Genomic DNA, 25,107 nt, shown 5'->3' on the forward strand with positions numbered 1-25,107 from the left:
CGGGGGTGGCGGTCGCGGGTGCGGCGGCGGCTCCGGCGGCGCAGGCGGCACCGGTCTCGCGGGCCGCCCCCCACGGCCGATGTCCCCGCCTCCGCCCCCGACCCCGCTCCCACCCCGGGCTCGGACTCCGGTTCCGGTTCCGCCCCGCAGGCCCTTCGCACCGCGACCCGGGTCGACCTCCCCGCCCAGCCGCCGGCACCCCTGCCCTTCGTCGGTTCGCGTCCCCCCACCTATGACGCCGAGCCCACCGCCCTGCCCGCCGCCGACCCCGACGAACTGGGCGAGCTGGTGGCGGACACCGTGCTGGACGGGGCGCGGTACGGGGCCTGCGCGCTGCGGGCGGTGTCGGTGCGGGGCGATTCCGCGCGCTACCGGGGTGAGCTGCGCCGGGACTCGCTGCTGACCGCCCGGTTCGGGACGGGGGAGCAGGCACTGGTGCTGGTCGCGATGGCGACCGGCGCGCGGGCGACCGCCGGGGCGCACCGCGCGGCCGCGGAGGCGTGCCGGTGGATCGGCCGGGCCGTGGGGCGCAGCCACGCCCGGCTCGCCGAGGACGTCCGGGCCGCCCGTCGCGGCGACCTCAAGTCGGGGCTGCACCGCCTCACCGACCGCAGCCTCAAACGGCTCCGCGCCAGCGCCGCCGAGCAGGGGCTGAATCCGGAGGAGTACGCGGCCACCCTGCGCTGCCTGCTGCTGCCCGCCGACCCTGAGTGCCGGGTGCGGGTCTTCTTCGGTGTCGGCGCCGGCGGCCTGTTCCGCCTGCGGGACGGCGCCTGGCGGGACATCGAACCGCCGGTCGGTGAGGTCGCCGGCGAGCCGGTCGTCGGCTTCGGCTCACCACCGGCGGAGACCCCCGAGGGCGACCGCCTCACCATGGACCTCGGCGTCCCGACGCCCCCGAGTCCGTACGAGCCGGCCCCGGAGCCACCGCGCGAGCCGTTCCGGTTCCGCGCCTCCGTGGCCCGTCCGGGTGATGTGCTGCTGATGTGCACGGCGGGTCTCGCCGAACCCCTGCGCGGCGAGTCCGAGCTGTGCCGGTACCTGGCGGCACGGTGGTCGGCGCCCGCCCCGCCCGGCCTCGCCGCCTATCTCTCGGACGCCCAGGTCCGGGTGAAGGGGTACGCCGACGACCGCACGGCCGCCGCCCTGTGGGAGGCGTGACCGCGCCCGCCGTGGGCTGACGGATGCACACGGTCCGCCTGGGGGCGAATTCCGGCCAACTTCGCCTTGGGCGCCGGGGTCGTCGAGCCCGAGTGGTGTTGCTCCGACGACAGGGGGTGACCGTACGTGGCCGCGGCCCGGCGCCGGCGGCCACGCACCCGCGTCCGCGGGCGGCTGCCGGAGGGGCGGGCGCGTACGGCGGTTTCGTCAGGGCGGGGTCGGCCGTTCGCCCCATTTCCGGCGGCCGGGGCGGTCCGGGGCGCCTAGGCGCCCCATGGACGGGGAGGGCGGGTTGTCCGCCGGGTGCGGCAGCCGCGGCGCCGATCGTCCCCTCCGGGGCCGTTCGGCTTCCCGCGTGGCCCCTTCGGACCGTGGCGGCCCCGGCGGCCTCTCCTGCGGCGCGTTCCGGCCGCGGAGGCCGTGCGGACATCTGCGCGGAACCTCGCGGACACCTGTTCGCAGCGCTGTCGCGGGCGTCCCGCACGTGGCCGAACACCTGGTCGTTGACGGTTCGACATGACTGCCGCCGGGGTGACGGGGCAAGCATCCCCGTGAACGTGTTCGAGCAGGAGGGGACCGACATCGGCACGCGGGCGGGGGTCATGAAGAGGCAGGCACGAGGAAGCGGGCCGATCATGTTCGGGGCCACCTCGACACAGACGCAGGCGCAGACGGCGGTGGGCGGGACAGGGCCGGCCCCCGACCGGCCGGGGTCGCCCCGGCTGGAGCGCCGGATCGCGCGGGCCGACCTGAAGGGGGTGCCCGAGGTGCGCCGGGCGCTGCGCGAGCTGCTGCGGCACTGGGGGAGGCCGGGGCGCTCGGAGACGGCGGAACTGCTCACCAGCGAACTGGTCACCAACGCCCTGGTGCACACCGACCGCGACGCGGTCCTGACCGCCGTCGTCGGCCCCGGCACCCTGCGGGTGGAGGTGCGGGACTTCACGGCGCGCAGACCCCGGCTGCGCGTACCGGTCCCCGACGACGGTACGCACGGCCGGGGTCTGCTGCTGGTGCAGTGCCTCGCGGACGCCTGGGGCGTGACGGCGCACGGGACGGGCAAGGTGGTCTGGTTCGAGATGGCCGCCGGACCCGGATGATCGGGGCCCGCGGCAACGGGAAGGGGGCGCGGCAGTCGTGCGCGCCGCGCCCCCTTCCCATGACGGCCGGTCCCGTCCCGCCCTTGCCCCGGAGTTCTAACCGAACTGCTGCTCCAGATCCTTGAGCTTGCGCTCCAGGGAGTCGAGGCGCGGCAGTGCCTGGGTGTCGTCCTCCGCGGTGAGGTCCACGGTGACCGCGTCAGAACCCCTCCGTACGGGCTGGAGGGAGGGACGTGAGCGTACGGGCAGCTGTTCCGGCGAGGATATGGCGGGCTCCGCTGAGACCCGTTCCGAGTCCCGCTCCACCGAGTGCACCTCCACCTCGCGGCCGGTGCCCCGGCCGACGAAGCCGCGGTGGCCGCGGCTGATCGCCTTGAGCTGGGCCCGCTCCACGCGCTCCTTCTCGCGGCGCAGGCGGCGTGTCTCCTCCTTCTGACGCTTGTCCTCGCGTACCTCGTCCACGGCCTCGTCCAGGCTGCGCACGCCCTCCAGGAGCATCAGGGACCAGGCCCTGTAGGTCTCGCGCGGCGCCCTCAGCCAGCGCACGATGCGGATCTGCGGCAGCGGACGCGGGATCAGGCCCTGCTCACGCAGTGCCGCCCGGCGGGTCTGCTTCAGCGCCCGGTCGAACAGCACCGCGGCCGACAGCGACATGCCCGCGAAGAAGTGCGGGGCGCCCGCGTGCCCGAGGCCGCGCGGCGCGTGGACCCAGTTGAACCAGGCCGCGGCGCCCGCGAACGTCCACACGAGTATGCGCGAGCCGAGTGCGGCGTCACCGTGGCTGGCCTCACGCACGGCGAGCACGGAGCAGAACATCGCCGCGCCGTCCAGGCCGAACGGCACCAGGTACTCCCAGCCGCCGGTCAGGTTCAGGTTCTGCTGGCCGAAGCCGACCAGACCGTGGAAGGACAGTGCCGCTGCCACCGCCGCACAGCAGAACAGCAGGACGTAGGAGGCGGTGCCGTAGATGGCCTCCTTGCGCCTGCGGCGTTCCTCCGCGCGCTCCCACGAGTCCTCCGTCTTCGCGTGCTCCCCGGAGGAGCGCTTGCCGCGCGCGAGCACCGCCACCGCCGCCAGCATGCCCAGGAGCAGTACGGCGCCCGGAAGCAGCCAGTTCAGCGATATGTCGGTCAGTCTCATCTGGGGTCCCTTGCATTGGGATAGGGCGTAACGCCCGCCATAGTGGCCCAATCCCACCGGCCCTCAGGGGGTTTCGGGGCAAGAGGCCGCCAAGGAGGTGCAAGGGGATGCCCAGGGCAGCGTTCTGCTCGAACTGCCGCTTGAGGGGCGGGAGTTGAGTTCGAATAAGAATACCCGCAGGGGTGGTTCCACGGAAAGTTCCTGCGGCGGGTGAGGAAAATGTGAAACGGCTGTGACCTGTCGGCTGTCCTGTCCACGACGATCTTACGGGACGTCTGCCCGTGGACGGGCCCGATCGGGCTCCTTCGTACGGATTCTGAGGTTGTCTCAAGTGCATCGGTGCTCACGCGGCTTGGGTGTGCGGCCCGGTTCGCGCACGGCCGGGCGCGCGGGGCCTGCCGGACGGCCCCCGGGGAGTCCTCGATAAGGTAAACCTTGCCTTATCTGGCTGGGGTGGGGTTTGAACCGGGCGGTTCTCCGCCTATCGTGCTTGACGGCCGAGTGACAACCCGTCGTAATGACCCCAAGTACTGACAAGCCGGAGGAGGACCCGTGAGACAGGGGGCGCAGGGCTCCACCGGAACGGGGATCCCCGCTGCGCGTGAGCGTCCCGCACAGGTGCCGGTGCAGCCGTGCGCCGCGGACGCCGACACCGTGGGCGGCCGGCAGCGGGCGGTGGACGCCGACGGCGCCCGAGGTGAGCACACGCACAGTGAGCAGCCGGTTCCGCGGCCGGCCGTGCAGCGGTCGTCGGTCCGCGGGCAGATCCTCGACGCGCTGCGCACCGCGCTCGTGGCGGGGGAGCTGCGGCCCGGCGAGGTGTACTCCGCGCCCGCGCTCGGCGAGCGCTTCGGCGTCTCGGCGACGCCGGTCCGGGAGGCCATGCAGCAGCTGGCCCTCGAAGGTGCCGTCGAGGTCGTGCCCAACCGCGGCTTCCGGGTCGTCGAGCGCGACGCGCGGGAGCTGGCCGAGCTGGCGGAGGTGCGGGCGCTGATCGAGGTGCCGGTGATGCTGCGGCTGGCGCGGACCGTGCCGGTCGAGCGCTGGGCCGACCTGCGCCCGCTCGCCGAGGCGACCGTGCGCGCCGCGTCCTCCGGGTGCCGGGCCGCGTACGCCGAGTCCGACCGGGCCTTCCACCGGGCGCTGCTGGCCCTCGCGGGCAACGAACAGCTGGTCCGCATCGCCGACGATCTGCACCGGCGGGCGCAGTGGCCCCTGGTGGGCGGGCCGGTGCGCAACGGGCGCGCCGCCCTGCTGGCGGACGCGGCGGAGCACACGGCCCTGCTGGACGCGCTGACCGCCGGGGACCTGGACGTGGTGCGGGTACTGGTCGGGGAGCACTTCGCCGGCGTGGCCTGAGCACCTTCACCCGGACGCCGGGACGCGCCGGCTGCCCGGCGCCTCCGCCCGGCAACGGCGCCGACACCGGAGCGTCCACGCCGGATCCCGTCGGGGCGCCCCGCGCGCCCCGCGCGCACAGCGGCACACGCGACGCGCGGCTCACCGCGTACACGGGGCACGCGGCACACGCCACTCGCGCCGCACGCAACACGCGACCTGGCCCCGCACGCCGCACGCGACCGTGTCCGGCCGTCATCGCGCGGCCGCGCCGCCGCCGGCATGTCACGCCGTCGCCGACGTCGTCCCCGTCGCCGGTGGGGCCAGCTGCCGGGCCAGCCAGGTCGGCACGCCGCCGAGCAGACGGAACAGCCGGCGGGCCTCCTCCCGGAGGCGGGATGCCTCGGGCTCCGTCTCCGTGTCCGCCAGGGACACCAGCGCCGGGGCCGTTCCCACCAGGTAGCCCAGTTCCTCGCGGATCCGCAGCGACTCGGCGAAGCCGTGCCGGGCCTCCGCCAACTCACCTTCACGCAAGGCGAGTCCGGCCAGATGGCGCCAGGTGAAGGACAGCAGGAGGGGGTCGGAACCCTCGGTGGCGCCCGCGTGGGCCCGGCGGTAGGCGGCGAGCGCGGCCTGCGGGGAGCGCGCCAGGTTCTCGGCGAGCAGACCGCGCCGGAAGTCCAGCAGGGCCCGCCCCGGAGCCCCCGGGGGGATCAGCGCCGCCGCCCGGCCCAGAGCGGCCCGCGCCTCGTCATCCCGGTCGCGCACGCCGAGCAGCGTGGCCGCATAGGCCACGTATCCGCGTTCACATGCCGCGGCGCCGCGTTCCTCGTCGCTGTGGGCGAGGGCCTCGGCGGTGCGCAGAGCGTCCTCGGCGTCCTCCCAGCCCTGCTCGGTGTACAGGCACCGTTCCGTCAGCAGTGCGGCCCGCTGCAGCGCCGCGGCCGGCGTGGCCGGTGTCAGCAGAGCTGCCGCATCGACCCAGCAGGCGCGTGAGCGCAGCCGCCACACCGCGGTCTGGAGCGGATCGTCACCGGCGGTCGTTCCCGAACCAGACATGGCGGTGTACGCCACGTTGCCCTCCCCGAGCACGCCATCGAGCTTTGAGTGGTGGCGGCATTCCAGCACCAATGATGGCGCCCGGCCAAGGGGGTGGGTGAAGGATTTCACAAAGTCGTGGGGCTTCGGGGCGCTTCGGGTTTCAGCTCATGCGCAGTGCCAGGAAGAAGTCCAGCTTGTCCTCCAGCCGCGAGAGGTCACGACCCGTCAACTGCTCGATTCGCCCGACCCGGTAGCGCAGCGTGTTGACGTGCAGGTGGAGCCGGGAGGCGCAGCGCGTCCAGGAGCCGTCGCAGTCCAGGAAGGCTTCGAGGGTCGGGATGAGCTCGGCGCGGTGGCGGCGGTCGTAGTCGCGCAGCGGGTCCAGCAGGCGGGCGGTGAAGGCCCGCCGGACGTCGTCGGGGACGAACGGCAGCAGCAGCACGTGCGAGGCGAGCTCCTGGTGGCCCGCGGCGCAGACGCGGCCCGGGCGCGCCGCCGCCACCCGGCGGGCGTGCCGGGCCTCCTCCAGCGCGCCGCGCAGGCCCTCCGCCGAGTGCACGGCCGCGCTGACGCCGAGGGTGAGCCGCCCGTCGCCGTCCAGGCCGGCCGACAGCGGATCCCGTACGGACCGCAGCAGCTGATCGGCGAGGACCCCGGTCTCCGAGCCGTCGTGCTCGGCGGAGACGGCCGGCAGCGGCACCAGGGCGATGGCCTCGTCGCCGGTGTGCGCCACCGCGATCCGGTCGGAGGGCTCGGGGCCGGTGGACAGCGGGTCGACGAGGACCTCCTCCAGCAGCGACTGGGCCACCGGGCCGCCGTCGGCCTCCCCGCCGTCCCAGTCGACGCGGGCCACGACCACCTGCCAGTGCGGGGCCGCGCCGAGGCCGGGCAGCAGCACCGGTGCGGCGACCCGGAGCCGGGCGGCGATCTCCGCGGGCGCGGCGCCCGTCTGCACCAGTTCCAGCACCTCCTGCGCGAGCCGCCGGCGCACGGTGCGGGCGGCGTCCCGCCGGTCCCGTTCGACCGCGATCAGCTGGGTGACGCCCTGGAGCAGGTCGAGCCGCTCCTCGGGCCAGTCCGAGGCGTCGGCCTCGACGGCCAGCAGCCAGTCCGACAGGACCGTCCCCCGGGTGTCGCGGGCGGCCTGCGGGGCGCGCCCGCCGCTGCGGATCGGGAAGAGCGAGTACGCGGTCGTGCCCAGGGTGACCCGGTGCGGGCCGCGGCGCCCGCTGCGGGACGCCGCCAGGTGCTCGGCCGCGAGCTGAGCGCACGTCTCGCCGGGCAGTGCCGGGCCCTCCACCTTCGGGCCCGCGATCAGCCGGCCGGTGGGGGACAGCACCCAGGCCCGCAGGTCCAGGTCGGAGCCGAGCAGGTCCAGGACCACGTCCGGGCCGCCGCCCGCCGGACCGGAGGTCATCATCCGCCGGTGCCGGTCGACGACCGCCGCCAGGTCCCCGGCACGCTCGCCGCTGACCTGCCGGACGACATGCTCGGTGATCGTGGCGAACGCCACCGACTCGTGGACGGCGAACAGCGGCAGGCGGTGTCTGGCGCACGCCGCCACCAGGTCGTCCGGGACGTCCCCGAGCTCCGCCTCGCCGGCCGCCAGCGCGGCCACGCCGGCCTGCACCAGGATCCGGACGAAGGGCTCGGAGTCGGCGGCGTCCCGTCGCCAGGCCAGGCCGGTGAGGACCAGCTCGCCGCCCGAGAGGTAGCGGCTCGGGTCCCGCAGATCGGTGGTCATCACGCCCCGCACGGTGCGGTCCAGCTCGTCCTCGCCGCCGAGCAGCCTGAGGCCCAGCGCGTCGGTGTCCAGCAGTGCGCGCAGCCGCATTCTCGTCGCCGCCGTTCTCTGTCTCGAAATCTACGATCGGGATGGGGCCCTGAGGCGATCGGGCCGGCCCGGCGGGTGACCGCCGGGCGGAGGATGTCTGCGCGGCCGTGACCGGCCACGTCTCACGTTTCCACGGGAAAACGCAGAGGTTACGGATGGCCTCCGTTCATACGAATCTACAAGATGACCTCCCTGGCCAGCCAACTCCTTCATGGTTTCCGTGACTGACCCCGGTGGAGCACGGAGCGGTGTACTGACCCCACTCCGCGTAAACAGCACATGAACGAGCCGGGCCCGCCGCACACGGATTGGCTCAATCTGTACGACTCACGAGACGGAAGAAGAGAGCCGGTCATGGACTTCCTTCGCCCCGCCAGCTGGGGGGAGGCGCTCGCCGCCAAGGCAGAGCACCCCACCGCTGTGCCGATTGCGGGTGGCACCGACGTGATGGTCGAGATCAACTTCGACCACCGTCGGCCCGAGTACCTCTTGGACCTCAACCGCATCGGTGACCTCCAGGAGTGGGAGGTCGGCGAGGAGAGCGTACGGCTGGGCGCCTCCGTGCCGTACACGCGGATCATGGAGAATCTGCGCGCCGAGCTGCCGGGGCTGGCCCTCGCCTCGCACACGGTCGCCTCCCCGCAGATCCGCAACCGCGGCGGCGTCGGCGGCAATCTCGGCACCGCCTCCCCGGCCGGGGACGCCCACCCCGCCCTGCTGGCGGCCGGCGCCGAGGTCGAGGTCGAGTCGGCGGCCCGTGGCACCCGACTGATCCCGATCGACGACTTCTACACCGGCGTCAAGCGCAACGCGCTCCAGCCCGACGAGCTGATCCGCGCCGTGCACATCGCCAAGGCCGACGGCCCGCAGCAGTACTCCAAGGTCGGCACCCGCAACGCCATGGTCATCGCCGTGTGCGCGTTCGGGCTCGCCCTGCACCCCGCGACCCGCACCGTGCGCACCGGCATCGGCTCTGCCGCGCCCACCCCGGTCCGGGCGAAGGCGGCCGAGGAGTTCCTCGACGCCGCGCTCGACGAGGGCGGCTTCTGGGACAACGGAAAGATCATCACCCCCTCGGTCGCCAAGCAGTTCGCCGAGCTGTGCTCGGCCGCCTGCAACCCGATCGACGACGTCCGGGGCACCGCGAGCTACCGCCGCCACGCGGTCGGCGTCATGGCCCGACGCACACTGACCTGGACCTGGGAGTCGTACCGCGACACCCGCCGCGCCTCAAAGGGAGCTGCGTAATGCGCGTCAACTTCACCGTCAACGGACGCCCCCAGGAGGCCGACGACGTGTGGGAGGGCGAGTCCCTGCTGTACGTCCTGCGCGAGCGCCTCGGCCTGCCCGGCTCCAAGAACGCCTGCGAACAGGGCGAGTGCGGCTCCTGCACCGTGCGCCTGGACGGCGTGCCGGTCTGCTCCTGCCTGGTCGCCGCGGGCCAGGTGGAGGGCCGCGAGGTCGTCACCGTGGAGGGTCTGGCGGACTACGCCAAGCAGCGCGCCGAGGGCGGCTGCGCGAGCGGGGCCTGCGGCACCCCGCTCGATGCGGCGAAGGCGTGGCAGGCCGAGGGCGCCGACTCGCAGACCGGCGAGGGCAACGAGCTGTCCCCGATCCAGCAGGCGTTCATCGACGCCGGTGCCGTCCAGTGCGGCTTCTGCACCCCCGGCCTCCTCGTCGCCGCCGACGAGATGCTGGAGCGCACCCCGAACCCGACCGACGCGGACATCCGCGAGGCGCTGTCGGGCAACCTGTGCCGCTGCACGGGCTACGAGAAGATCATGGACGCGGTCCGCCTGGCCGCCGCCCGCCAGTCCGAGGGGGTCTGACCATGCCGTTCCCCAAGCGTTCGACGACGTCCGAGCAGGGCGACGCCCCCACCGGCGTTCCCGCCAAGATCACGCAGGGCTCGCACACCAAGGGCGGCATCGGGGAGTCCACGCTCCGCCCGGACGGCACCCTGAAGGTCACCGGCGAGTTCGCGTACTCGTCCGACATGTGGCACGAGGACATGCTCTGGGGCCAGATCCTGCGCTCCACCGTCGCCCACGCCGAGATCGTGTCGATCGACACGTCCCAGGCCCTGGCGATGCCGGGCGTGTACGCCGTCATGACCTACGACGACCTGCCCGCCGAGGTGAAGAACTACGGCCTGGAGATCCAGGACACCCCGGTCCTGGCCCACGGCAAGGTCCGCCACCACGGCGAGCCCGTCGCGATCGTCGCCGCCGACCACCCCGAGACCGCCCGCCGCGCCGCCGCCAAGATCCACGTGGAGTACCGCGAACTCCCCGTCATCACCGACGAGGCGTCGGCGGTCGCCCCCGACGCGCTCCTCGTCCACGAGGGCCGCGACGACCACCACGTGGGGCACGTCCCGCACCCCAACATCGTCCACCGCCAGCCCATCGTCCGCGGCGACGCCGCCGAGGCCGCGCGGCGCGCCGACGCCGTCGTCACCGGCGAGTACACCTTCGGCATGCAGGACCAGGCCTTCCTCGGTCCCGAGTCCGGCCTGGCCGTGCCGGAGGAGGACGGCGGCGTCCACCTCTACGTCGCCACCCAGTGGCTCCACTCCGACCTGCGCCAGATCGCGCCCGTCCTCGGCCTGCCCGAGGACCGGGTGCGGATGACGCTGGCCGGCGTCGGCGGCGCGTTCGGCGGCCGCGAGGACCTGTCGATGCAGATCCACGCCTGCCTCCTGGCGCTGCGCACCGGCAAGCCTGTGAAGATCGTCTACAACCGCTTCGAGTCCTTCTTCGGACACGTCCACCGTCACCCGGCGAAGCTGTACTACGAGCACGGCGCCACCAAGGACGGCAAGCTCACGCACGTCAGGTGCCGGATCGTCCTGGACGGCGGCGCCTACGCCTCCGCCTCCCCGGCGGTCGTCGGCAACGCCGCCTCCCTGTCGGTCGGCCCGTACGTGGTGGACGACGTCGACATCGAGGCCATCGCCCTCTACACCAACAACCCGCCCTGCGGCGCCATGCGCGGCTTCGGCGCGGTCCAGGCGTGCTTCGCCTACGAGGCGCAGATGGACAAGCTGGCCGAGGAGCTGGGCATCGACCCGGTGGAGTTCCGCCGCCTGAACGCGATGGAGCAGGGCACGATCATGCCGACCGGCCAGCCCGTCGACTCCCCGGCTCCCGTCGCCGAACTCCTGCGCCGCGTCAAGGCGATGCCGATGCCGCCCGAGCGCCAGTGGGAGTCCAGCGAGGGTGCCGACATCCGGCAGCTGCCCGGCGGTCTGTCCAACACCACGCACGGCGAGGGCGTCGTACGCGGCGTCGGCTACGCGGTCGGCATCAAGAACGTCGGCTTCTCCGAAGGGTTCGACGACTACTCCACGGCGCGCGTGCGCATGGAGGTCGTCGCCGGCGAGCCGGTCGCCACCGTGCACACCGCGATGGCGGAGGTCGGCCAGGGCGGCGTCACCGTGCACGCGCAGATCGCCCGCACCGAGCTCGGCATCACCCGGGTGACCATCCAGCCGGCCGACACCCAGGTGGGCTCGGCCGGTTCGACGTCCGCCTCCCGCCAGACGTACGTCACCGGTGGCGCCGTGAAGAACGCGTGCGAACTGGTCCGGGAGAAGGTCCTGGAGATCGGGCGCCGCAGGTTCGGCTCCTACCACCCCGCCTGGGCGACCGCCGAACTGCTGCTGGAGGGCGGCAAGGTGGTCACCGACGCCGGCGAGGTGCTCGCCGACCTCGTCGACGTCCTGGAGGGCGAGGCCGTCGAGGTCGAACGGGAGTGGCGGCACCGCCCGACCGAGGCCTTCGACCTGCGCACCGGCCAGGGCAACGGCCATGTGCAGTACTCCTTCGCCGCGCACCGCGCCGTGGTCGAGGTCGACACCGAACTCGGCCTGGTCAAGGTGATCGAACTGGCCTGTGCCCAGGACGTCGGCAAGGCGCTCAACCCGCTGTCCGTCGTCGGCCAGATCCAGGGCGGCACGACCCAGGGCCTGGGCGTGGCGGTGATGGAGGAGATCATCGTCGACCCGAAGACGGCGAAGGTGCGCAACCCCTCCTTCACCGACTACCTGATCCCCACCATCCTCGACACGCCGACCATCCCGGTCGACGTCCTCGAACTCGCCGACGAGCACGCCCCCTACGGCCTGCGCGGCATCGGCGAGGCGCCGACCCTGTCGTCGACGCCGGCCGTCCTCGCGGCCGTCCGCGACGCCACCGGCCTGGCGCTCGACCGCACCCCGGTGCGGCCCGAGCACCTGACCGGCACGGCGTAGCACCCGGACTCCCCGGGCGGCGCAGGGAACGTCACACACTCCACGCGCCGCCCGGAGGAACCCCCTTCAGGTTCCGCTCCGCTCGCGGTCCTCGAAGCACCAGCAGTTCCGTTCGTCTCGGGCCGTCCCCCGGGTCGTCCATTCCCAAATCCCGCAGCCGCGGCACCCACGACCGCCGCGGCCAGGATGCGGGTGCCCCTTTGAACCTTGGGAGATGGCACCATGACCCAGCAGTCAGTGGAGCCCAGAACCACCGCCGAGGACGCGGGCGCGGGCAGCCGCGTCCCGGCCGGCCGGTCCTGGCTCGACCGGTACTTCCACATATCCCAGCGGGGATCCACCGTCGCGACCGAAGTGCGCGGCGGCGTCACCACCTTCATGGCGATGGCGTACATCCTGCTGCTCAACCCCCTGATCCTGTCCGGCAAGGACGCGGCCGGGGACACGCTCGGCCAGAAGTCCCTGATCACCGCGACCGCGTTCGCCGCGGCCGCCACCACGCTCCTGATGGGCTTCGTCGGCAAGGTGCCGCTCGCCCTCGCCGCCGGCCTGTCGGTCTCCGGAGTCCTCTCCTCCCAGGTCGCCCCGCAGATGACCTGGCCGCAGGCGATGGGCATGTGCGTGATGTACGGAGTCGTCATCATGCTGCTGGTCGTCACCGGCCTGCGCGAGTTGATCATGAACGCGATCCCGCTCGCGCTCAAGCACGGCATCACGATGGGCATCGGTCTGTTCATCGCCCTCATCGGCTTCTACAAGGCCGGTTTCGTCCACCAGGGCAAGGCCACCCCGCTCTCCCTCGGCCCCGCCGGTGAGCTGGCCGGCTGGCCGGTCCTGCTCTTCGCCGGCACCCTCCTGCTGATCTTCATGCTGCAGGCCCGCAAGGTCCCCGGCGCCATCCTCATCGGCATCGTCTCCGGCACCGTCGTCGCCGCGATCCTCAACGGCGCCGGCGTCGTCAAGGCCGGTGCCTGGTCCAACGGCGCCCCCGAACTCCACGGCAGCGCGGTGTCGATGCCCGACTTCTCGCTCTTCGGCCACGTCGAGTTCGGCGGCTGGGGCGAGGTCGGTGCCATGACCGTCGGCATGATCGTCTTCACCCTGGTCCTCGCCGGGTTCTTCGACGCCATGGCCACCATCATCGGCGTCGGCACCGAGGCCAAGCTCGCCGACGACAAGGGCCGTATGCCGGGCCTGTCGAAGGCGCTGTTCATCGACGGCGCCGGTGGCGCGATCGGCGGCGTCGCGGGTGGCTCGGGCCAGACGGTCTTCATCGAGTCGGCGACCGGGGTCGGCGAGGGCGCCCGCACGGGTCTCGCCTCCGTCGTCACGGGCCTGTTCTTCGCGGCCTGCCTCTTCTTCACCCCGCTGACGGCGATCGTGCCGCAGGAGGTCGCCTCCGCCGCCCTGGTGGTCATCGGAGCGATGATGCTGATGAACGCCCGCCACGTCGACTGGGCCGACCGCGCCACCGCGATCCCGGTGTTCCTGACGGTCGTGCTGATGCCGTTCACCTACACCATCACCACGGGTGTGGCCGCCGGCGTCGTCTCGTACGTCGCCATCAAGGCCGCCCAGGGCAAGGCCCGTGAGATCGGTGCCTTCATGTGGGGCCTGACCGCGATCTTCCTGGTCTACTTCGCCCTCAACCCGATCGAGAGCTGGCTGGGCGTGCACTAGGGGTGTTGCGAACGTCCCGCACCGCACCGGACGTTCGGAACACCCCCTGGCCGAGCTCTCCGAGAGCCCGCCACACCACCGCCTTAAGGAGACCGACAGATGCTGGACATCGCCGACGAGCTGAACCGGTGGGTCGAGCAGGGACGCGACTTCGCCGTCGCCACCGTGGTGGCCGTCGGCGGCAGCGCACCCCGCCAGCCCGGCGCCGCACTCGCGGTGGACGCCGATGGCACGGCGATCGGGTCGGTCTCCGGTGGTTGCGTGGAGGGCGCGGTGTACGAGCTGTGCCGGCAGGCGCTGACGGACGGCGAGACCGTCCTGGAGCGCTTCGGCTACAGCGACGATGACGCCTTCGCCGTCGGCCTGACCTGCGGCGGCGCCATCGACATCCTCGTCACCCCGGTGCGGGCCGGCGACCCGGCCCGCCCGGCGGCCGCCGAGGCCCTCGCCGCGGCCGCGGGAGGGCGGGCGGCGGCCCTCGCGCGGGTCGTGCGGGGCCCGGCCGACCTGATGGGCCGGGCCCTGCTGGTCCGCCCCGACGGCTCCGGCACGGGCGGTCTCGGCGCCCACCCCGAGCTGGACCGCACCGTGGCCGCCGAGGCCCGCGCCTTCCTCGACGCCGGCCGCACCGGTGTCCTGGAGATCGGCGAGCGGGGTTCGCGCTGCGGGGCGCCGCTGACCCTGCTCGTCGAGTCCTCCGTTCCCCCGCCCCGGATGATCGTCTTCGGTGCCGTCGACTTCGCCTCGGCCCTGGTCCGCGTCGGGAAGTTCCTCGGCCACCGTGTGACGGTGTGCGACGCCCGCCCCGTCTTCGCCACCCGCGCCCGCTTCCCCGACGCCGACGAGGTCGTCGTCGAGTGGCCCCACAAGTACCTCCGGCGCACGGACGTCGACGCCCGCACCGTCCTGTGCGTGCTCACCCACGACGCCAAGTTCGACGTGCCGCTGCTGAAGCTGGCGCTGCGGCTGCCGGTGGCCTACGTCGGTGCGATGGGCTCACGCCGTACCCACCTGGACCGCAACCGGCGGCTGCGCGAGGTCGGGGTGACGGATCTGGAACTGGCCCGGCTGCGTTCCCCGATCGGCCTCGACCTCGGGGCCCGCACCCCGGAGGAGACGGCCCTGTCGATCGCCGCGGAGATCGTCGCCGACCGGCGCGGCGGCAGTGGGGTGTCACTGACCGGAGCGCCCACCCCGATCCACCACGACACGGCGGCGCAAGCAGCGCAACGGACCGGGGCGGTGGCCTGACGTCTCGGACCCGGTCCCCTCGGGGGTGATGCGTCCGGGGCGCGGAGTGCGGTGCCGGTGCCTGCCGGGCGGGCTTCGGCCGGGTGGCCGAGGCGGGCCGGGCTGGTACCGGCCGGCGATCCGCACCGGCCGGTACCAGCCCGGCCCGGCGGGTCCGGGTCCGGCGGGTCCGGGCTCACCCGGCCCTGAGCAGGTGGTTCACCGCCCGGCCGAACACGGCGCGCGAGGTCGCCCGCACGACCGGGTCGAAGAAGCCCGGCAGGAAGGGCAGACGCAGCTCCTCGCGCCACTCCACCCGGGTCCGGCCGCCGGGGCCGGGCCGTACCTCGATCTCGGCCCAGCCGCGGACCACCCGCCCCCGCTTCTCCAGGCGGCAGCGCCCGGGGGTGTCCTCGTCCGGCGGCTGCCAGACGGTGACCTCCATCCGGTCGTCGAAGCCGATCGGCCCGAGGGCGGTGCGGGCCACCACGAGGGTTCCGAGGGCGGTGGGCTGCGGTGGGTGCACGCTGACGCGGGTCAGGGGGACCGCGTCCCCGTGCCGGGGCCAGTCGGTGAGCCGGCGCCAGGTCTCCCGCAGGGGGAGCGGTGCCGTGCGTTGGAGGCGGAAGTCGACCACGCCTTGATCATATGGACCGTACGCCCCGTCAGGGCCGGTACACCGTGCCCGGCTCCGCCGTGCCCGGGGCCAGCAGTTGGGGGACCGTCACGAAGACGTAGCCGCGTTCCTTCAGGGCGTCGATGATGCCGGGCACGGCGGGGACCGTGCCCGGGTAGATGTCGTGCAGCAGGATGATGCCGTCCCGGGACGCCTGGTCGAGGACCCGCCGGGTGATCAGTGCGGAGTCCTCGGTCTGGTAGTCCTTGGCGGTGACGCTCCACAGCACCTCGGCCAGGCCCATCTCCCTGCAGATCCGGTGCACGGTGTCGTTGGTGCGGCCCTGAGGTGGGCGCATCAGCGTCGGCCGGTGCCCGGTCAGGCGTTCTATCGCCTCGTCGGGGCGGCGGAGTTCCTCGCGTATCTCCTCCGGCCCGATCCGCGTCAGTATCTTGTGGTCCCAGGTGTGGCTGGCGACCTCGTGGCCCTCGGCGGCCATCCGCTTCACCAGTTCGGGGTACTTCTCGATGTGCCGTGCGCCCAGGAGGAAGAAGGTCGCCGGGACCTGTCTCTCCTTCAGGATGTCCAGCAGCCGCGGGGAGTTCTCGCTGGGCCCGGCGTCGAAGGTGAGCGCGATGCACTTGGCCTCGCGGCAGTCGACGGTTCCGAACCGGGCGCCCTGGACGGTGGCGGCGGGGTGGGCGCGGGCAGCGCTGGGTGCCGTGGTGTTCAGGCGGGCGCACCCGCTCAGCGTCAGGATCAGGCCGGCGGCGGCCGAGAGGGCCGCCGCGGTCCGGAACGCATTCCCCGTTCTGTGCATCTTCCTGGTCAGTGAAGGCATGGAGCGACTATACGTAGCGTGTATACGCGCTACGTATAGTCTCCGATCGCTGCCCTTTCGCCGAATGTGACGGTCCTCACCAGGTCATACGCGCCAACGGGAAAAGGCACACACCCCCCGCCGGGACGCCGCCGCCGTCGCTCGGTGGCGGGGTCCCGGTGCCCCCCGTGCCAGGCCGGGGCCGTCTCCCGGGGCACCCGCGGGTCACCAGCCGGTCAGCAGCAGGTGGTTGGCGAGCAGCGCGAGTGCCGCCTGGGCCGCCAGTGCCGCGGCAGGCAGCGTTCGCACGTCAAGGAGCGGCGTCCGGTGCGTGCTCCCGGTGTGCCGGCCGGAAGTCGTCGTACCGGGCGTACCGGGGCTTTCGGCCGGTGCTGCGGATGGCGCCGCCTCCCACGCCCTCGGGGCGGCGGGGGAGCGCGCCGGGCGTCGCGACGGGGCGAACGCCGCCTGTCGCGGCACCGGCCACGCGCGTGGGCCGGTCAGGAACGCTCCCGCCGGCAGCAGCCACATCACGAACGGCAGCCAGATCCGCTCCGTCTCCGCCTTGCTCATCCCCGACAGGTCGGCCGTCAGCAGGGCGAGCGCCGCCGCCCCGACGAGGACGGCGAGCCGTGCCTCACCGGCGTCGTCGTCCAGCAGCCCGCGGCCCCGCGTGCGCAGCAGCGTGCCCCCGGCCCGGCGCAGGCCCGCCACGGTCGCAAGCCCGATGAGCAGCACCGTGCACGCGAGATTGGCCCACACCCAGTAGGCGTAGGGCCGGATGCCGCCGGCTCCCTGGTAGTAGCGGCGCACCAGCAGGTGGTAGGCCTCCCACCAGTCGAATCCGGCGAGGGTGAACGCGGTCGGTACGACGGCCGCCCCGGCCACCAGCCAGGGCAGCGCCCGCAGCCGGCCCCGCCCCAGCAGCAGCACCGCCCCGCCGATCAGCGCGAAGAGCGTCAGACCGTACGACAGGTAGCACGTCAGCCCGAACAGCAGGCCCGAGCCCGCCGCCCACACCGCCGGCCTCCCGGTCACCGCCAGCGCCAGCATGGCCACCGACCAGGCGGCCACGGCCGCGAAGTAGGCGTCGGGCGCGGCGCCCATCCAGACCGCGGCCGGTGCGAGCACCAGGAACGGCGCCGCCCGCCGCGCCAGGCCCTCCCCGCTCAGCGCGCGCACCGCGACGAGGACGGCCACGCACGCCGACGCGCCGGCGGTGATGCACCAGGCCCCCGCCCAGCCGCCGCCGCCGAGGCCGATCCGGTCCAGCAGGACGAAGGTGAGGACGGCGCCCGGCGGGTGGCCGGCGACGTGCGCGGGCCAGTTGTCGGGGGAGTGGAGCAGGATGTGGTGGGTGAAGTCCTGCAGCGCGGCGTGGATGTCGTGGAAGCGGCCGACGGCCGGCACGTACTCGAAGCGGGTGGTCAGCCGCTCCACCACACCGCGCTGCCAGCCGTCGATCAGCGCCAGCGACCAGATCCAGGCCAGTGCGGTGCCGTAGGCCGCCCACAGCAACGCCTGCCAGGGCAGCCGGGCGGCGACGCCGGGGCCGTACGCCACGACGGCGACGGCGAGCGCCACCGCGGCCGGCGTGCCCGGCCCGACGTGCGGGTCCCAGGCACCCACCAGCGGGGGCCAGCCCACGAAGAGGGTGTGGTCGGAGTCCTCGATGCGGCGGCCGACGACGACGGCGGCCACGACGAGCAGGACGGCCGCCAGGACGGCGGCGAGGTCGCGGTAACGGGAACGGATCACATCGTCGAACGCTAGGGTGTGCGGACCGCGAGCGGGGGATGACCGGCAGGGACGTCAGCGTTTCGTCATCGGTCGTGCACCGGTTGGCAGCCCCTTCCGGGCCTACCGTCGTCTCATGCGCGACCAACGCCTCCCCTCCTCACCCGGCTTCTGGCGCAGCCCGCTGCGCGGCCCGTGGCTCACGTCGGTCCTCGGTGTCGTCCTGCTCGCCGGGATCACGCTGCTGTTCGTGACCGGACTGCTGTCGTACGCCGCCTACAATCCGGACGTGTCGTCGGTCAACGACATGACGCCCGGGAAGGGCCTGCTCGGCTTCTACCTGTTCGCGTGGCCGACGAGTCCGTACTGGCTGTACCGGCTCACCCAGGGCGTCCACGTCACCCTCGGCATCACCCTCATCCCGGTGGTGCTGGCCAAGCTGTGGTCGGTGGTGCCGAAACTGTTCGCCCTGCCGCCGGCCCGCTCCCTCTCGCACGCCCTGGAGCGGATCTCCCTGCTGCTGCTCGTCGGCGGCGTCCTGTTCGAGTTCACCACCGGTGCGCTCAACATCCAGCTGGACTACATCTTCCCGGGGTCGTTCTACCCCCTGCACTTCTACGGCGCCTGGGTGTTCTTCGCCGCGTTCGCCCTGCACGTGGCGCTGCGGCTGCCCGCGGCGCTGCGCAATCTGCGGCACCTCAGGAGCGGGCGGGAGCGGGAGGGCGAGGAACTCGTCTCACCGCAGCCCGACCCGCCGACCGTCTCCCGCCGCGGAGCCCTGTGGACGGTCGGCGGCGCCTCGCTGCTGCTGTTCGGCACGACCGTGGGCCAGAGCCTCGGCGGAGCCTGGCGGCGCACCGCGCTGCTCGCGCCGCACGGCGGCGCCGATCCGGGCAGTGGGCCCGGCGGGTTCCAGGTCAACAAGACCGCCTCGTACGCGGGCATCGACCCGCGGGAGACCGGCGACGAGGCGTGGCGGCTCGTCGTCACCGGCCGCACCGGGACCGTCCGCCTGTCCCGCGCCGACCTGCTGCGGATGCCGCTGTACAGCGTGGCGCTGCCCATCGCCTGCGTGGAGGGGTGGTCCACCGACGACCAGTGGTGGCGCGGGGTGCGGCTGCGCGACCTCGCCGCGCTCGTGGGTCACGAGAGCGATCCGCCGGACGTGCTCGTGGAGTCGCTCCAGCGGCGCGGCGCCTTCCGGCACGCGGCCCTGCGCGACAACCAGGTCGGCGACGCGCGCTCCCTGCTCGCCCTCTACGCCAACGGTGAGCCCCTCACCCCCGACCACGGCCACCCGGCCCGTGTCATCGTGCCCGGGGCGCCCGGCGTGATGAACACCAAGTGGGTGGCCCGGATGACGTTCGGAGTCCTGTGATGACCCGGCGACCGGAACTGATGCGACGGCTCCCGCCGCTCGGCAGCCCCCTGCACCTGCTGTTGCTGGCCTGCTCCTTCGCCCTCGCCGGATACGCCGGCGTGCGGCTGCTGGAAGGTGACTGGTTCGGCATCCTGCTGTGGTTCGTGGGTGCCGCACTCCTGCACGACCTGGTGCTGCTGCCGCTGTACTCGGTGGCGGACCGCGCCGTCGTGCAGGCGTTCGGTGCGTCGGGCTCCCGGGAACTGGCCGTGTACGTGCGGGTGCCGGCGATGCTGTCCGGGCTGCTGCTGCTCCTGTGGTTCCCGCTGATCAGCGGCCGGGTCGCGGACCGCTACCGGGCGGTGACCGGGCTGTCGCCCGACGGCTTCCTCGCCCGCTGGCTGCTGATCAGCGCCGTACTGTTCGGGGGCTCGGCGCTTCTGCTCCTGCTGCGGCTGCGCCGGCTGCGGCGACTGCGCAGCGCGACGAAGCAGCGTCCGCCCGCCACCCACTGATCGACGGCACGCCAGCCCAGCGGGCGGGCGTGCCGCAGCAGTGCCGCCGTGCCCAGGCGGGCCCAGGGGAAGGGTGCGCTGGTGCCGCCTCGGGCGTCGGTCACCCGGACGTGGACGCGTTCGTCGACGTCCACCGGGACCGTCTCGGCGATCAGCAGACCGCCCGGTACCAGCAGCCCGTGCATCCGGGCCAGCAGGGCGTGCGGGTCACCGCCGATGCCGAGGTTGCCGTCGACCAGCAGGGCGGTGCCCCACCGGCCCTCGTCCGGCACCGGCTCGAACACCGAGCGGTGCAGCGCCCGCCCGCCCAGCCCCACGGTGCGGGCGACGGCGACCTCGCTGACATCGATGCCGAGCGCGTTGACGCCCCGCTCGGCCAGCTCCGCCACCAGGCGCCCCGGACCGCAGCCCACGTCCAGGACGGTGCCCTCGCACCGGCGCAGCACGTCCAGGTCGGCCTCGTCGGCCCGCGCGCACCACCGCTCCACCTCCAGCGGCAGCAGCCAGCCGTCTCCCCGGCTGAGGAACAGAGGACCGCGCCCGGAGCGCACGGCGTCGGTGTAGGGGTCGGCGGACCAGGAGCGGTCGGAGGTGCCGGGGACGGATCGGATTCCTGCCGTGGCCTCCGTCGCCACCAGGTGGTGTGCAGTGCTCATCGTCCCGGGACCGCCTGTCCACGGACGGCCCCGCCCTGCGCCGCCACCCGCACGCGGGCCAGTTCGGCGGCGAACCGGCCGTGCGGTGCCTGCGCGGCGACCGCGTCGGCGTCGGCGGCCGTGTCGACGTCCCGCAGCGGCGGCAGGTCCCGTACCCGCAGCCCGGCCCCGACCAGTCGGCCCCGCTGCACCGCGCCGGTGTCGTCCCGTGACATCGGCACCCCGCGCAGCAGCTCCGGGTCGGGCGCGGCCAGTCCCAGCGCCCAGAAGCCGCCGTCGTGCGCGGGCCCGAAGCAGGCGTCGCAGTCCGCGAAGTCGACGGTGAGCAACTCCGGTGACACCTGAGGGGTGTCCATGCCGATGAGCAGAGCGGGACCGGTGCACGCCGCGAAGGCCGCGGCGAGCCGCTCGTCCAGACCGCCGCCGCACTGCGGCACGACGTCGAAGCCCGGCGGCAGCCAGGGACCGGGACGCCCGTCCAGCACGAGGACGCGCCGGGAGGCGGGCGTCTCCGCCACCGTGCGCAGGGTGTCCGCGAGGGCCGCCGCGGCCAGTTCCGCGGCCTGCGCGGGCGTGTACGGCGGGGTGAGCCGGGTCTTCACCCGCCCTGGCTGCGGCTCCTTGGCGATGACGAGCAGGGTGATCACCTGGAGGCTCCTTCCGTCAGGGATGCGCCGGCGGGCTCGGCCAGCACCCGGCTCATGTCGCGTACCGCCTGCCAGGTGCCGCGCCAGGTGCCGGTCACCTTCGAGGCGCCGGTGCGCGGCAGGTACGGCACGTCGTGCTCGCGGACGTCCCAGCCGGCATCCGCGGCGCGCACGACCATCTCCAGGGGATAGCCGCTGCGCCGGTCGGTCAGCCCGAGTCCGAGCAACGCGTCGCGGCGGGCGGCCCGCAACGGGCCCAGGTCGTGCAGGCGCAGTCCGGTGCGGCGGCGCAGCATCCGGGCGAGGGCGAGGTTCCCGGCCCGGGCGTGCGCGGGCCAGGCGCCCCGGCCCTGCGGGCGCCGCCGCCCGAGGACCAGGTCGGCTCCGTCCTCGCGCACCTCGCGCACGAACGGCGCGAGCAGGGAGGGGTCCAGCGAGGCGTCGCAGTCGCAGAAGCAGACGACGTCGGCGGTGGCGGCGGTCAGGCCCGCGTGGCAGGCCGCGCCGAAACCGCGCCGCGACTCGTGCACGACGGTCGCGCCGAGGCTGCGGGCGAGGTCCGCGGAGCCGTCGGTGGACCCGTTGTCCACCACCAGCGCCCGCCACCCGGCGGGAATGCGGGCCAGCACCCAGGGCAGGGCCTCGGCCTCGTTCAGACAGGGCAGTACGACGTCGACGTCCGGCGTCGGGGAGGTTGGCAATGGGGCAGTCACGGCTCTCACCCTACGGATACGAAAGGTATATAACGGGCGCAGGCGTCTTACGAAACGCGGACGTCCGGGCCGGGCGTCCCCGTGTCGGACGCCGCAGTGCGACGCTGGGGGCATGCACCAGCCGCACGAAGCCCCCGGTACCCCGCGGGACCCGGGCGCCCGGGTCCTGGTCGTCGACGACGACCCCACCGTCGCCGAGGTCGTCTCGGGCTACCTCGACCGCGCCGGATACGTCGTCGACCGCGCCGGCGACGGTCCGGCCGCCCTCGCCCGCGCCGCCGCGCACTGGCCCGACCTGGTCGTCCTCGACCTGATGCTGCCGGGCATGGACGGCCTGGAGGTGTGCCGCCGGATGCGCGGCCGGGGCCCCGTCCCGGTCATCATGCTCACCGCGCGCGGCGACGAGGACGACCGCATCCTGGGCCTGGAGGTCGGCGCCGACGACTACGTCACCAAGCCCTTCAGCCCCCGTGAACTCGTCCTGCGCGTCGAGTCCGTGCTGCGCCGCTCCCGCCCCGGGGCGACGCCGGGCCACCTGCGCGCCGCGGGCATCGAGGTGGACCCCGCGGCCCGCCGCGCCGCCAAGAACGGCACCGAACTCGCGCTCACGATCCGCGAGTTCGACCTGCTCGCGTTCCTCCTGCGCCACCCGGGCCGGGCGTTCGGCCGGGAGGAGCTGATGCGCGAGGTGTGGGGCTGGGACTTCGGCGACCTGTCCACGGTCACCGTCCACGTCCGCCGGCTGCGCGGCAAGGTCGAGGACGACCCGGCCCGCCCCCGCCTCATCCAGACCGTGTGGGGCGTCGGCTACCGCTTCGAGGTCCCCGGGGACGGGAGCTGACCGTGCACGACATCCTGCTCATCGCCTTCTACGCCTTCCTCGGCGCCACCGCGGCCGGCCTGCTCGGCGCGGCCGTCCTGATGCTGATCCGCCGCCGTTCCCTGACCGCGTCGCTCAGCGTCGTCGCCGTCGTCGCGGTGACCGCGATGCTCGCGGGCACGCTGGCCGTCGCCTGGGCGATGTTCCTCTCGCCCCACGACCTGACCGTCGTCACCACCGTCGTCGCCATGGCCGCCGTGGTCTCCCTGGCCACCGCGCTGCTGCTGGGCCGCTGGGTCGTCGCCCGCAGCCGCGACCTCGCCCGCGCCGCCCGCGCGCTCGGCGACGACGGAGCCTTCGCCGCTCCCGACGGCCCGGCCACCGCCGAACTCGCCGCGCTCAGCCACGAGCTGGCGGCCACCAGTGCCAAACTGGCCGACTCCCGGGAGCGGGAACGCGCCCTGGAGTCGTCCCGCCGTGAACTCGTCGCCTGGATCTCGCACGACCTGCGCACGCCGCTGGCCGGTCTGCGCGCCATGGCCGAGGCCCTGGAGGACGGCGTCGCCGCCGATCCCGACCGCTACCTGCGCCAGATCCGCACCGAGGTCGAACGCCTCAACGACATGGTCGGCGACCTGTTCGAGCTGTCCCGCATCCACGCCGGCTCGCTCGCTCTCGCCCCCGCCCGGATCTCCCTGTACGACCTGGTCGGCGACGCCCTCGCGGGCGCCGACCCGCTCGCCCGGGAACTGGGTGTGAAACTCGTCGGCGCCCGCATCGAGCAGGTGCCGGTCGAGGTCGACGGCAAGGAGATGAGCCGTGTCCTGGGCAACCTCCTCGTCAACGCCATCCGCCGCACCCCCGCCGACGGCACGGTCGCCGTCGCAGCCGAGCGCTCGGCGGAGGGCGTGGTGCTGTCGGTGACCGACGGCTGCGGAGGCATCCCCGAGGAGGACCTGCCCCGCGTCTTCGACACCGGCTGGCGCGGCAGCCACGCCCGGACACCGCCCGCGGGTGCGGGCCTCGGTCTGGCCATCGTCCGCGGCATCGTCGAGGCCCACCAGGGCCACACCGCCGTCCGCAACATTCCAGGCGGCTGCCGTTTCGAGGTGACCCTCCCCACGGCCGCCGGCTGACGGGGCCCGGTCGTCCCCCGCCCGGGCGCTCCCGCCCGGGCGAGCGGGCGAGAGCCCCGGCCGCCCACGACCACCGGCAGCCCCCGGCCGCTCCGCGGCAGGAACCCGGCCGCCCCACGACTCCCGGGGCGCACGCGTCGACTCCCGTGTCCCGGTGGGCGGCCGTACTGCTCACCGCCCGCGCAGCGGCGCCCCGGCGAACTCCCGCATCCCCTCGGCGAACGCCACCTCCGGCTTCCAGCCCAGCTCCGCCCTCAGCCGGGACGAGTCGGCGGTGATGTGCCGCACGTCGCCGAGCCGGTACTCGCCGGTCACGACCGGAACGGGGCCACCGTGGGCGTCGGCCAGGGCCTGGGCCATCTCGCCCACCGTGTGCGGCTCGCCGCTGCCGGTGTTGTAGGCGGCGAGCACACCGGGGCGGCCCTCCGCCTCCAGGGCCACCGCGTTGGCCGCGGCCACGTCCCGCACGTGCACGAAGTCCCGCCGCTGCCGCCCGTCCTCGAAGACCCGCGGAGACTCCCCGCGCGCCAGCGCCGACCGGAAGAACGAGGCCACCCCGGCGTACGGCGTGTCGCGGGGCATCCTCGGGCCGTACACGTTGTGGTAGCGCAGCGACACCGCCGTCCCGCCGGTGGACCGCGCCCACGCCGCCGCCAGGTGCTCCTGGGCGAGCTTGGTCGCCGCGTACACATTGCGAGGATCGAGCGGAGCGTCCTCGCCGACCAGCCCGGGCGCCAGCTCCGCACCGCACTCCGGGCACACCGGCTCGAAGCGGCCGCCGTCCAGATCGCCGACCGCCCGCGGCCCCGGCCGCACGACGCCGTGGCGCGGGCACGCGTAACGGCCCTCCCCGTACACCACCATCGACCCGGCCAGCACCAGCCGCCGCACGTCCGCCGCGGCCATCGCGGAGAGCAGCACGGCCGTACCCAGGTCGTTGCGCGAGACGTACTCCGGCGCGTCGTCCACCCCGTTGCCGAGGCCGACCATCGCCGCCTGGTGGCACACCGCGTCCACGCCCGCCAGCGCCCGTGCGACGGACGCCTCGTTCCGCACGTCCGCCGCCGGATCCTCGCGCACGTCGAACACGATCGGCTCGTGCCCGCGCTCGGCGAGCGCCTCGACCACATGGGACCCGATGAACCCGGCACCGCCGGTGACCAGTACACGCATACGCCGCAGGCTAGGCCGCCCGGCCCGCTCCGGCCGAGGAGCACGCCGCACCCGTCACGGATCGGTAAGAACCCGCCGGTCCCACCCCTGCCGAAGAAGGGACGTTCGGCCCCACCCCGGGACGGTCCGAAGGACGTT

The 25,107-nt window shown here is 73.9% G+C and carries 21 protein-coding genes and 1 pseudogene; 12 read left to right on the forward strand and 10 right to left on the reverse strand.

The window, feature by feature from the left end; genetic code table 11:
* On the forward strand, positions 1–1,161 hold a 1,161-nt coding region (locus tag I3F54_RS22950), incomplete at its 5' end, for a protein phosphatase 2C domain-containing protein (protein ID WP_275676665.1).
* A 635-nt stretch (positions 1,162–1,796) separates the two neighbouring features.
* The gene (locus tag I3F54_RS22955) at positions 1,797–2,258 is read left to right on the forward strand and encodes an ATP-binding protein (RefSeq protein WP_240120738.1); all 462 of its coding nucleotides are present in this window, start codon (positions 1,797–1,799) and stop codon (positions 2,256–2,258) included.
* Positions 2,259–2,354: 96 nt separating this feature from the next.
* On the opposite strand, the gene I3F54_RS22960 is transcribed toward I3F54_RS22955, so the two are convergent.
* Positions 2,355–3,398 (reverse strand): DUF2637 domain-containing protein, encoded by a 1,044-nt coding sequence (locus tag I3F54_RS22960; RefSeq protein WP_240120739.1) that lies wholly within the window; start codon positions 3,396–3,398, stop codon positions 2,355–2,357.
* Positions 3,399–3,950: 552 nt separating this feature from the next.
* On the opposite strand from I3F54_RS22960, the gene I3F54_RS22965 reads away from it, so the two are divergent.
* Entirely contained in the window at positions 3,951–4,757 is an 807-nt protein-coding gene (locus tag I3F54_RS22965; protein WP_240120740.1) for a GntR family transcriptional regulator, read from the forward strand.
* A gap of 264 nt (positions 4,758–5,021) precedes the next feature.
* Here the strand turns inward: I3F54_RS22965 and I3F54_RS22970 are convergent, their stop codons facing one another.
* On the reverse strand, positions 5,022–5,795 hold the full coding sequence (locus I3F54_RS22970) for a hypothetical protein (RefSeq protein WP_240120798.1): 774 nt from the start codon (positions 5,793–5,795) through the stop codon (positions 5,022–5,024).
* 142 nt (positions 5,796–5,937) lie between these two features.
* A complete protein-coding gene (locus I3F54_RS22975; RefSeq protein ID WP_240120741.1) occupies positions 5,938–7,611 on the reverse strand; it encodes a PucR family transcriptional regulator ligand-binding domain-containing protein in 1,674 nt (557 codons plus the stop codon).
* Between the two features lie 354 nt (positions 7,612–7,965).
* Between I3F54_RS22975 and I3F54_RS22980 the strand changes: the two genes are divergently transcribed.
* The 5 genes from I3F54_RS22980 (at position 7,966) to I3F54_RS23000 (ending at position 14,797) form a co-directional block, all read left to right on the forward strand.
* Positions 7,966–8,859 (forward strand): xanthine dehydrogenase family protein subunit M, encoded by an 894-nt coding sequence (locus tag I3F54_RS22980; protein WP_240120742.1) that lies wholly within the window; start codon positions 7,966–7,968, stop codon positions 8,857–8,859.
* Positions 8,859–9,440, forward strand: coding sequence for a (2Fe-2S)-binding protein (locus I3F54_RS22985; RefSeq protein WP_240120743.1), 582 nt, complete (start codon positions 8,859–8,861; stop codon positions 9,438–9,440). Before I3F54_RS22980 ends, I3F54_RS22985 begins: the two co-directional genes overlap by 1 nt.
* Positions 9,441–9,442: 2 nt before the next feature.
* Positions 9,443–11,866, forward strand: coding sequence for a xanthine dehydrogenase family protein molybdopterin-binding subunit (locus tag I3F54_RS22990; protein WP_240120744.1), 2,424 nt, complete (start codon positions 9,443–9,445; stop codon positions 11,864–11,866).
* A 222-nt stretch (positions 11,867–12,088) separates the two neighbouring features.
* Complete coding sequence (locus I3F54_RS22995) at positions 12,089–13,546, forward strand: NCS2 family permease (protein ID WP_240120745.1); 1,458 nt, start codon at positions 12,089–12,091, stop codon at positions 13,544–13,546.
* 99 nt (positions 13,547–13,645) lie between these two features.
* Positions 13,646–14,797, forward strand: a complete 1,152-nt coding sequence (locus tag I3F54_RS23000) for an XdhC/CoxI family protein (RefSeq protein ID WP_240120746.1) — start codon at positions 13,646–13,648, stop codon at positions 14,795–14,797.
* 175 nt (positions 14,798–14,972) lie between these two features.
* Here I3F54_RS23000 and I3F54_RS23005 read toward each other — a convergent pair whose 3' ends face one another.
* The 3 genes from I3F54_RS23005 to I3F54_RS23015 form a co-directional block, all read right to left on the reverse strand.
* Positions 14,973–15,413, reverse strand: coding sequence for an SRPBCC family protein (locus I3F54_RS23005; RefSeq protein WP_240120747.1), 441 nt, complete (start codon positions 15,411–15,413; stop codon positions 14,973–14,975).
* A 28-nt stretch (positions 15,414–15,441) separates the two neighbouring features.
* Entirely contained in the window at positions 15,442–16,155 is a 714-nt protein-coding gene (locus I3F54_RS23010) for a polysaccharide deacetylase family protein (protein WP_374205956.1), read from the reverse strand.
* Between the two features lie 282 nt (positions 16,156–16,437).
* Positions 16,438–17,970, reverse strand: a complete 1,533-nt coding sequence (locus tag I3F54_RS23015; RefSeq protein ID WP_240120748.1) for a hypothetical protein — start codon at positions 17,968–17,970, stop codon at positions 16,438–16,440.
* 115 nt (positions 17,971–18,085) lie between these two features.
* Here I3F54_RS23015 and I3F54_RS23020 point away from each other — a divergent pair, with 115 nt between their 5' ends.
* Together I3F54_RS23020 and I3F54_RS32565 are read left to right on the forward strand one after the other, a co-directional pair.
* On the forward strand, positions 18,086–19,327 hold the full coding sequence (locus I3F54_RS23020) for a molybdopterin-dependent oxidoreductase (RefSeq protein ID WP_240120749.1): 1,242 nt from the start codon (positions 18,086–18,088) through the stop codon (positions 19,325–19,327).
* Positions 19,327–19,824, forward strand: coding sequence for a hypothetical protein (locus I3F54_RS32565; RefSeq protein ID WP_240120750.1), 498 nt, complete (start codon positions 19,327–19,329; stop codon positions 19,822–19,824). Before I3F54_RS23020 ends, I3F54_RS32565 begins: the two co-directional genes overlap by 1 nt.
* A gap of 134 nt (positions 19,825–19,958) precedes the next feature.
* Here the strand turns inward: I3F54_RS32565 and I3F54_RS32570 are convergent.
* The 3 genes and pseudogenes from I3F54_RS32570 to I3F54_RS23040 form a co-directional block, all read right to left on the reverse strand.
* Positions 19,959–20,480: pseudogene (locus I3F54_RS32570) on the reverse strand (class I SAM-dependent methyltransferase); the annotation flags it as partial.
* Complete coding sequence (locus I3F54_RS23035; protein ID WP_240120751.1) at positions 20,477–21,127, reverse strand: DUF2064 domain-containing protein; 651 nt, start codon at positions 21,125–21,127, stop codon at positions 20,477–20,479. The pseudogene I3F54_RS32570 and the gene I3F54_RS23035, both read right to left, overlap by 4 nt.
* Positions 21,124–21,840 (reverse strand): glycosyltransferase family 2 protein, encoded by a 717-nt coding sequence (locus I3F54_RS23040; RefSeq protein ID WP_374205955.1) that lies wholly within the window; start codon positions 21,838–21,840, stop codon positions 21,124–21,126. Before I3F54_RS23040 ends, I3F54_RS23035 begins: the two co-directional genes overlap by 4 nt.
* A 112-nt stretch (positions 21,841–21,952) precedes the next feature.
* On the opposite strand from I3F54_RS23040, the gene I3F54_RS23045 reads away from it, so the two are divergent.
* Positions 21,953–22,681, forward strand: a complete 729-nt coding sequence (locus I3F54_RS23045) for a response regulator transcription factor (protein ID WP_240120752.1) — start codon at positions 21,953–21,955, stop codon at positions 22,679–22,681.
* Positions 22,682–22,683: 2 nt separating this feature from the next.
* Positions 22,684–23,796: a sensor histidine kinase KdpD gene (locus I3F54_RS23050; protein ID WP_240120753.1), complete on the forward strand. Its 1,113-nt coding sequence runs from the start codon at positions 22,684–22,686 to the stop codon at positions 23,794–23,796.
* 171 nt (positions 23,797–23,967) lie between these two features.
* Here I3F54_RS23050 and I3F54_RS23055 read toward each other — a convergent pair whose 3' ends face one another.
* Positions 23,968–24,969, reverse strand: a complete 1,002-nt coding sequence (locus I3F54_RS23055; protein WP_240120754.1) for an NAD(P)-dependent oxidoreductase — start codon at positions 24,967–24,969, stop codon at positions 23,968–23,970.
* Between the last annotated feature and the right edge of the window lie 138 nt (positions 24,970–25,107).

Origin of the sequence: Streptomyces sp. MUM 2J, assembly GCF_022414535.1 — a bacterium.
Lineage (GTDB): Bacteria > Actinomycetota > Actinomycetes > Streptomycetales > Streptomycetaceae > Streptomyces.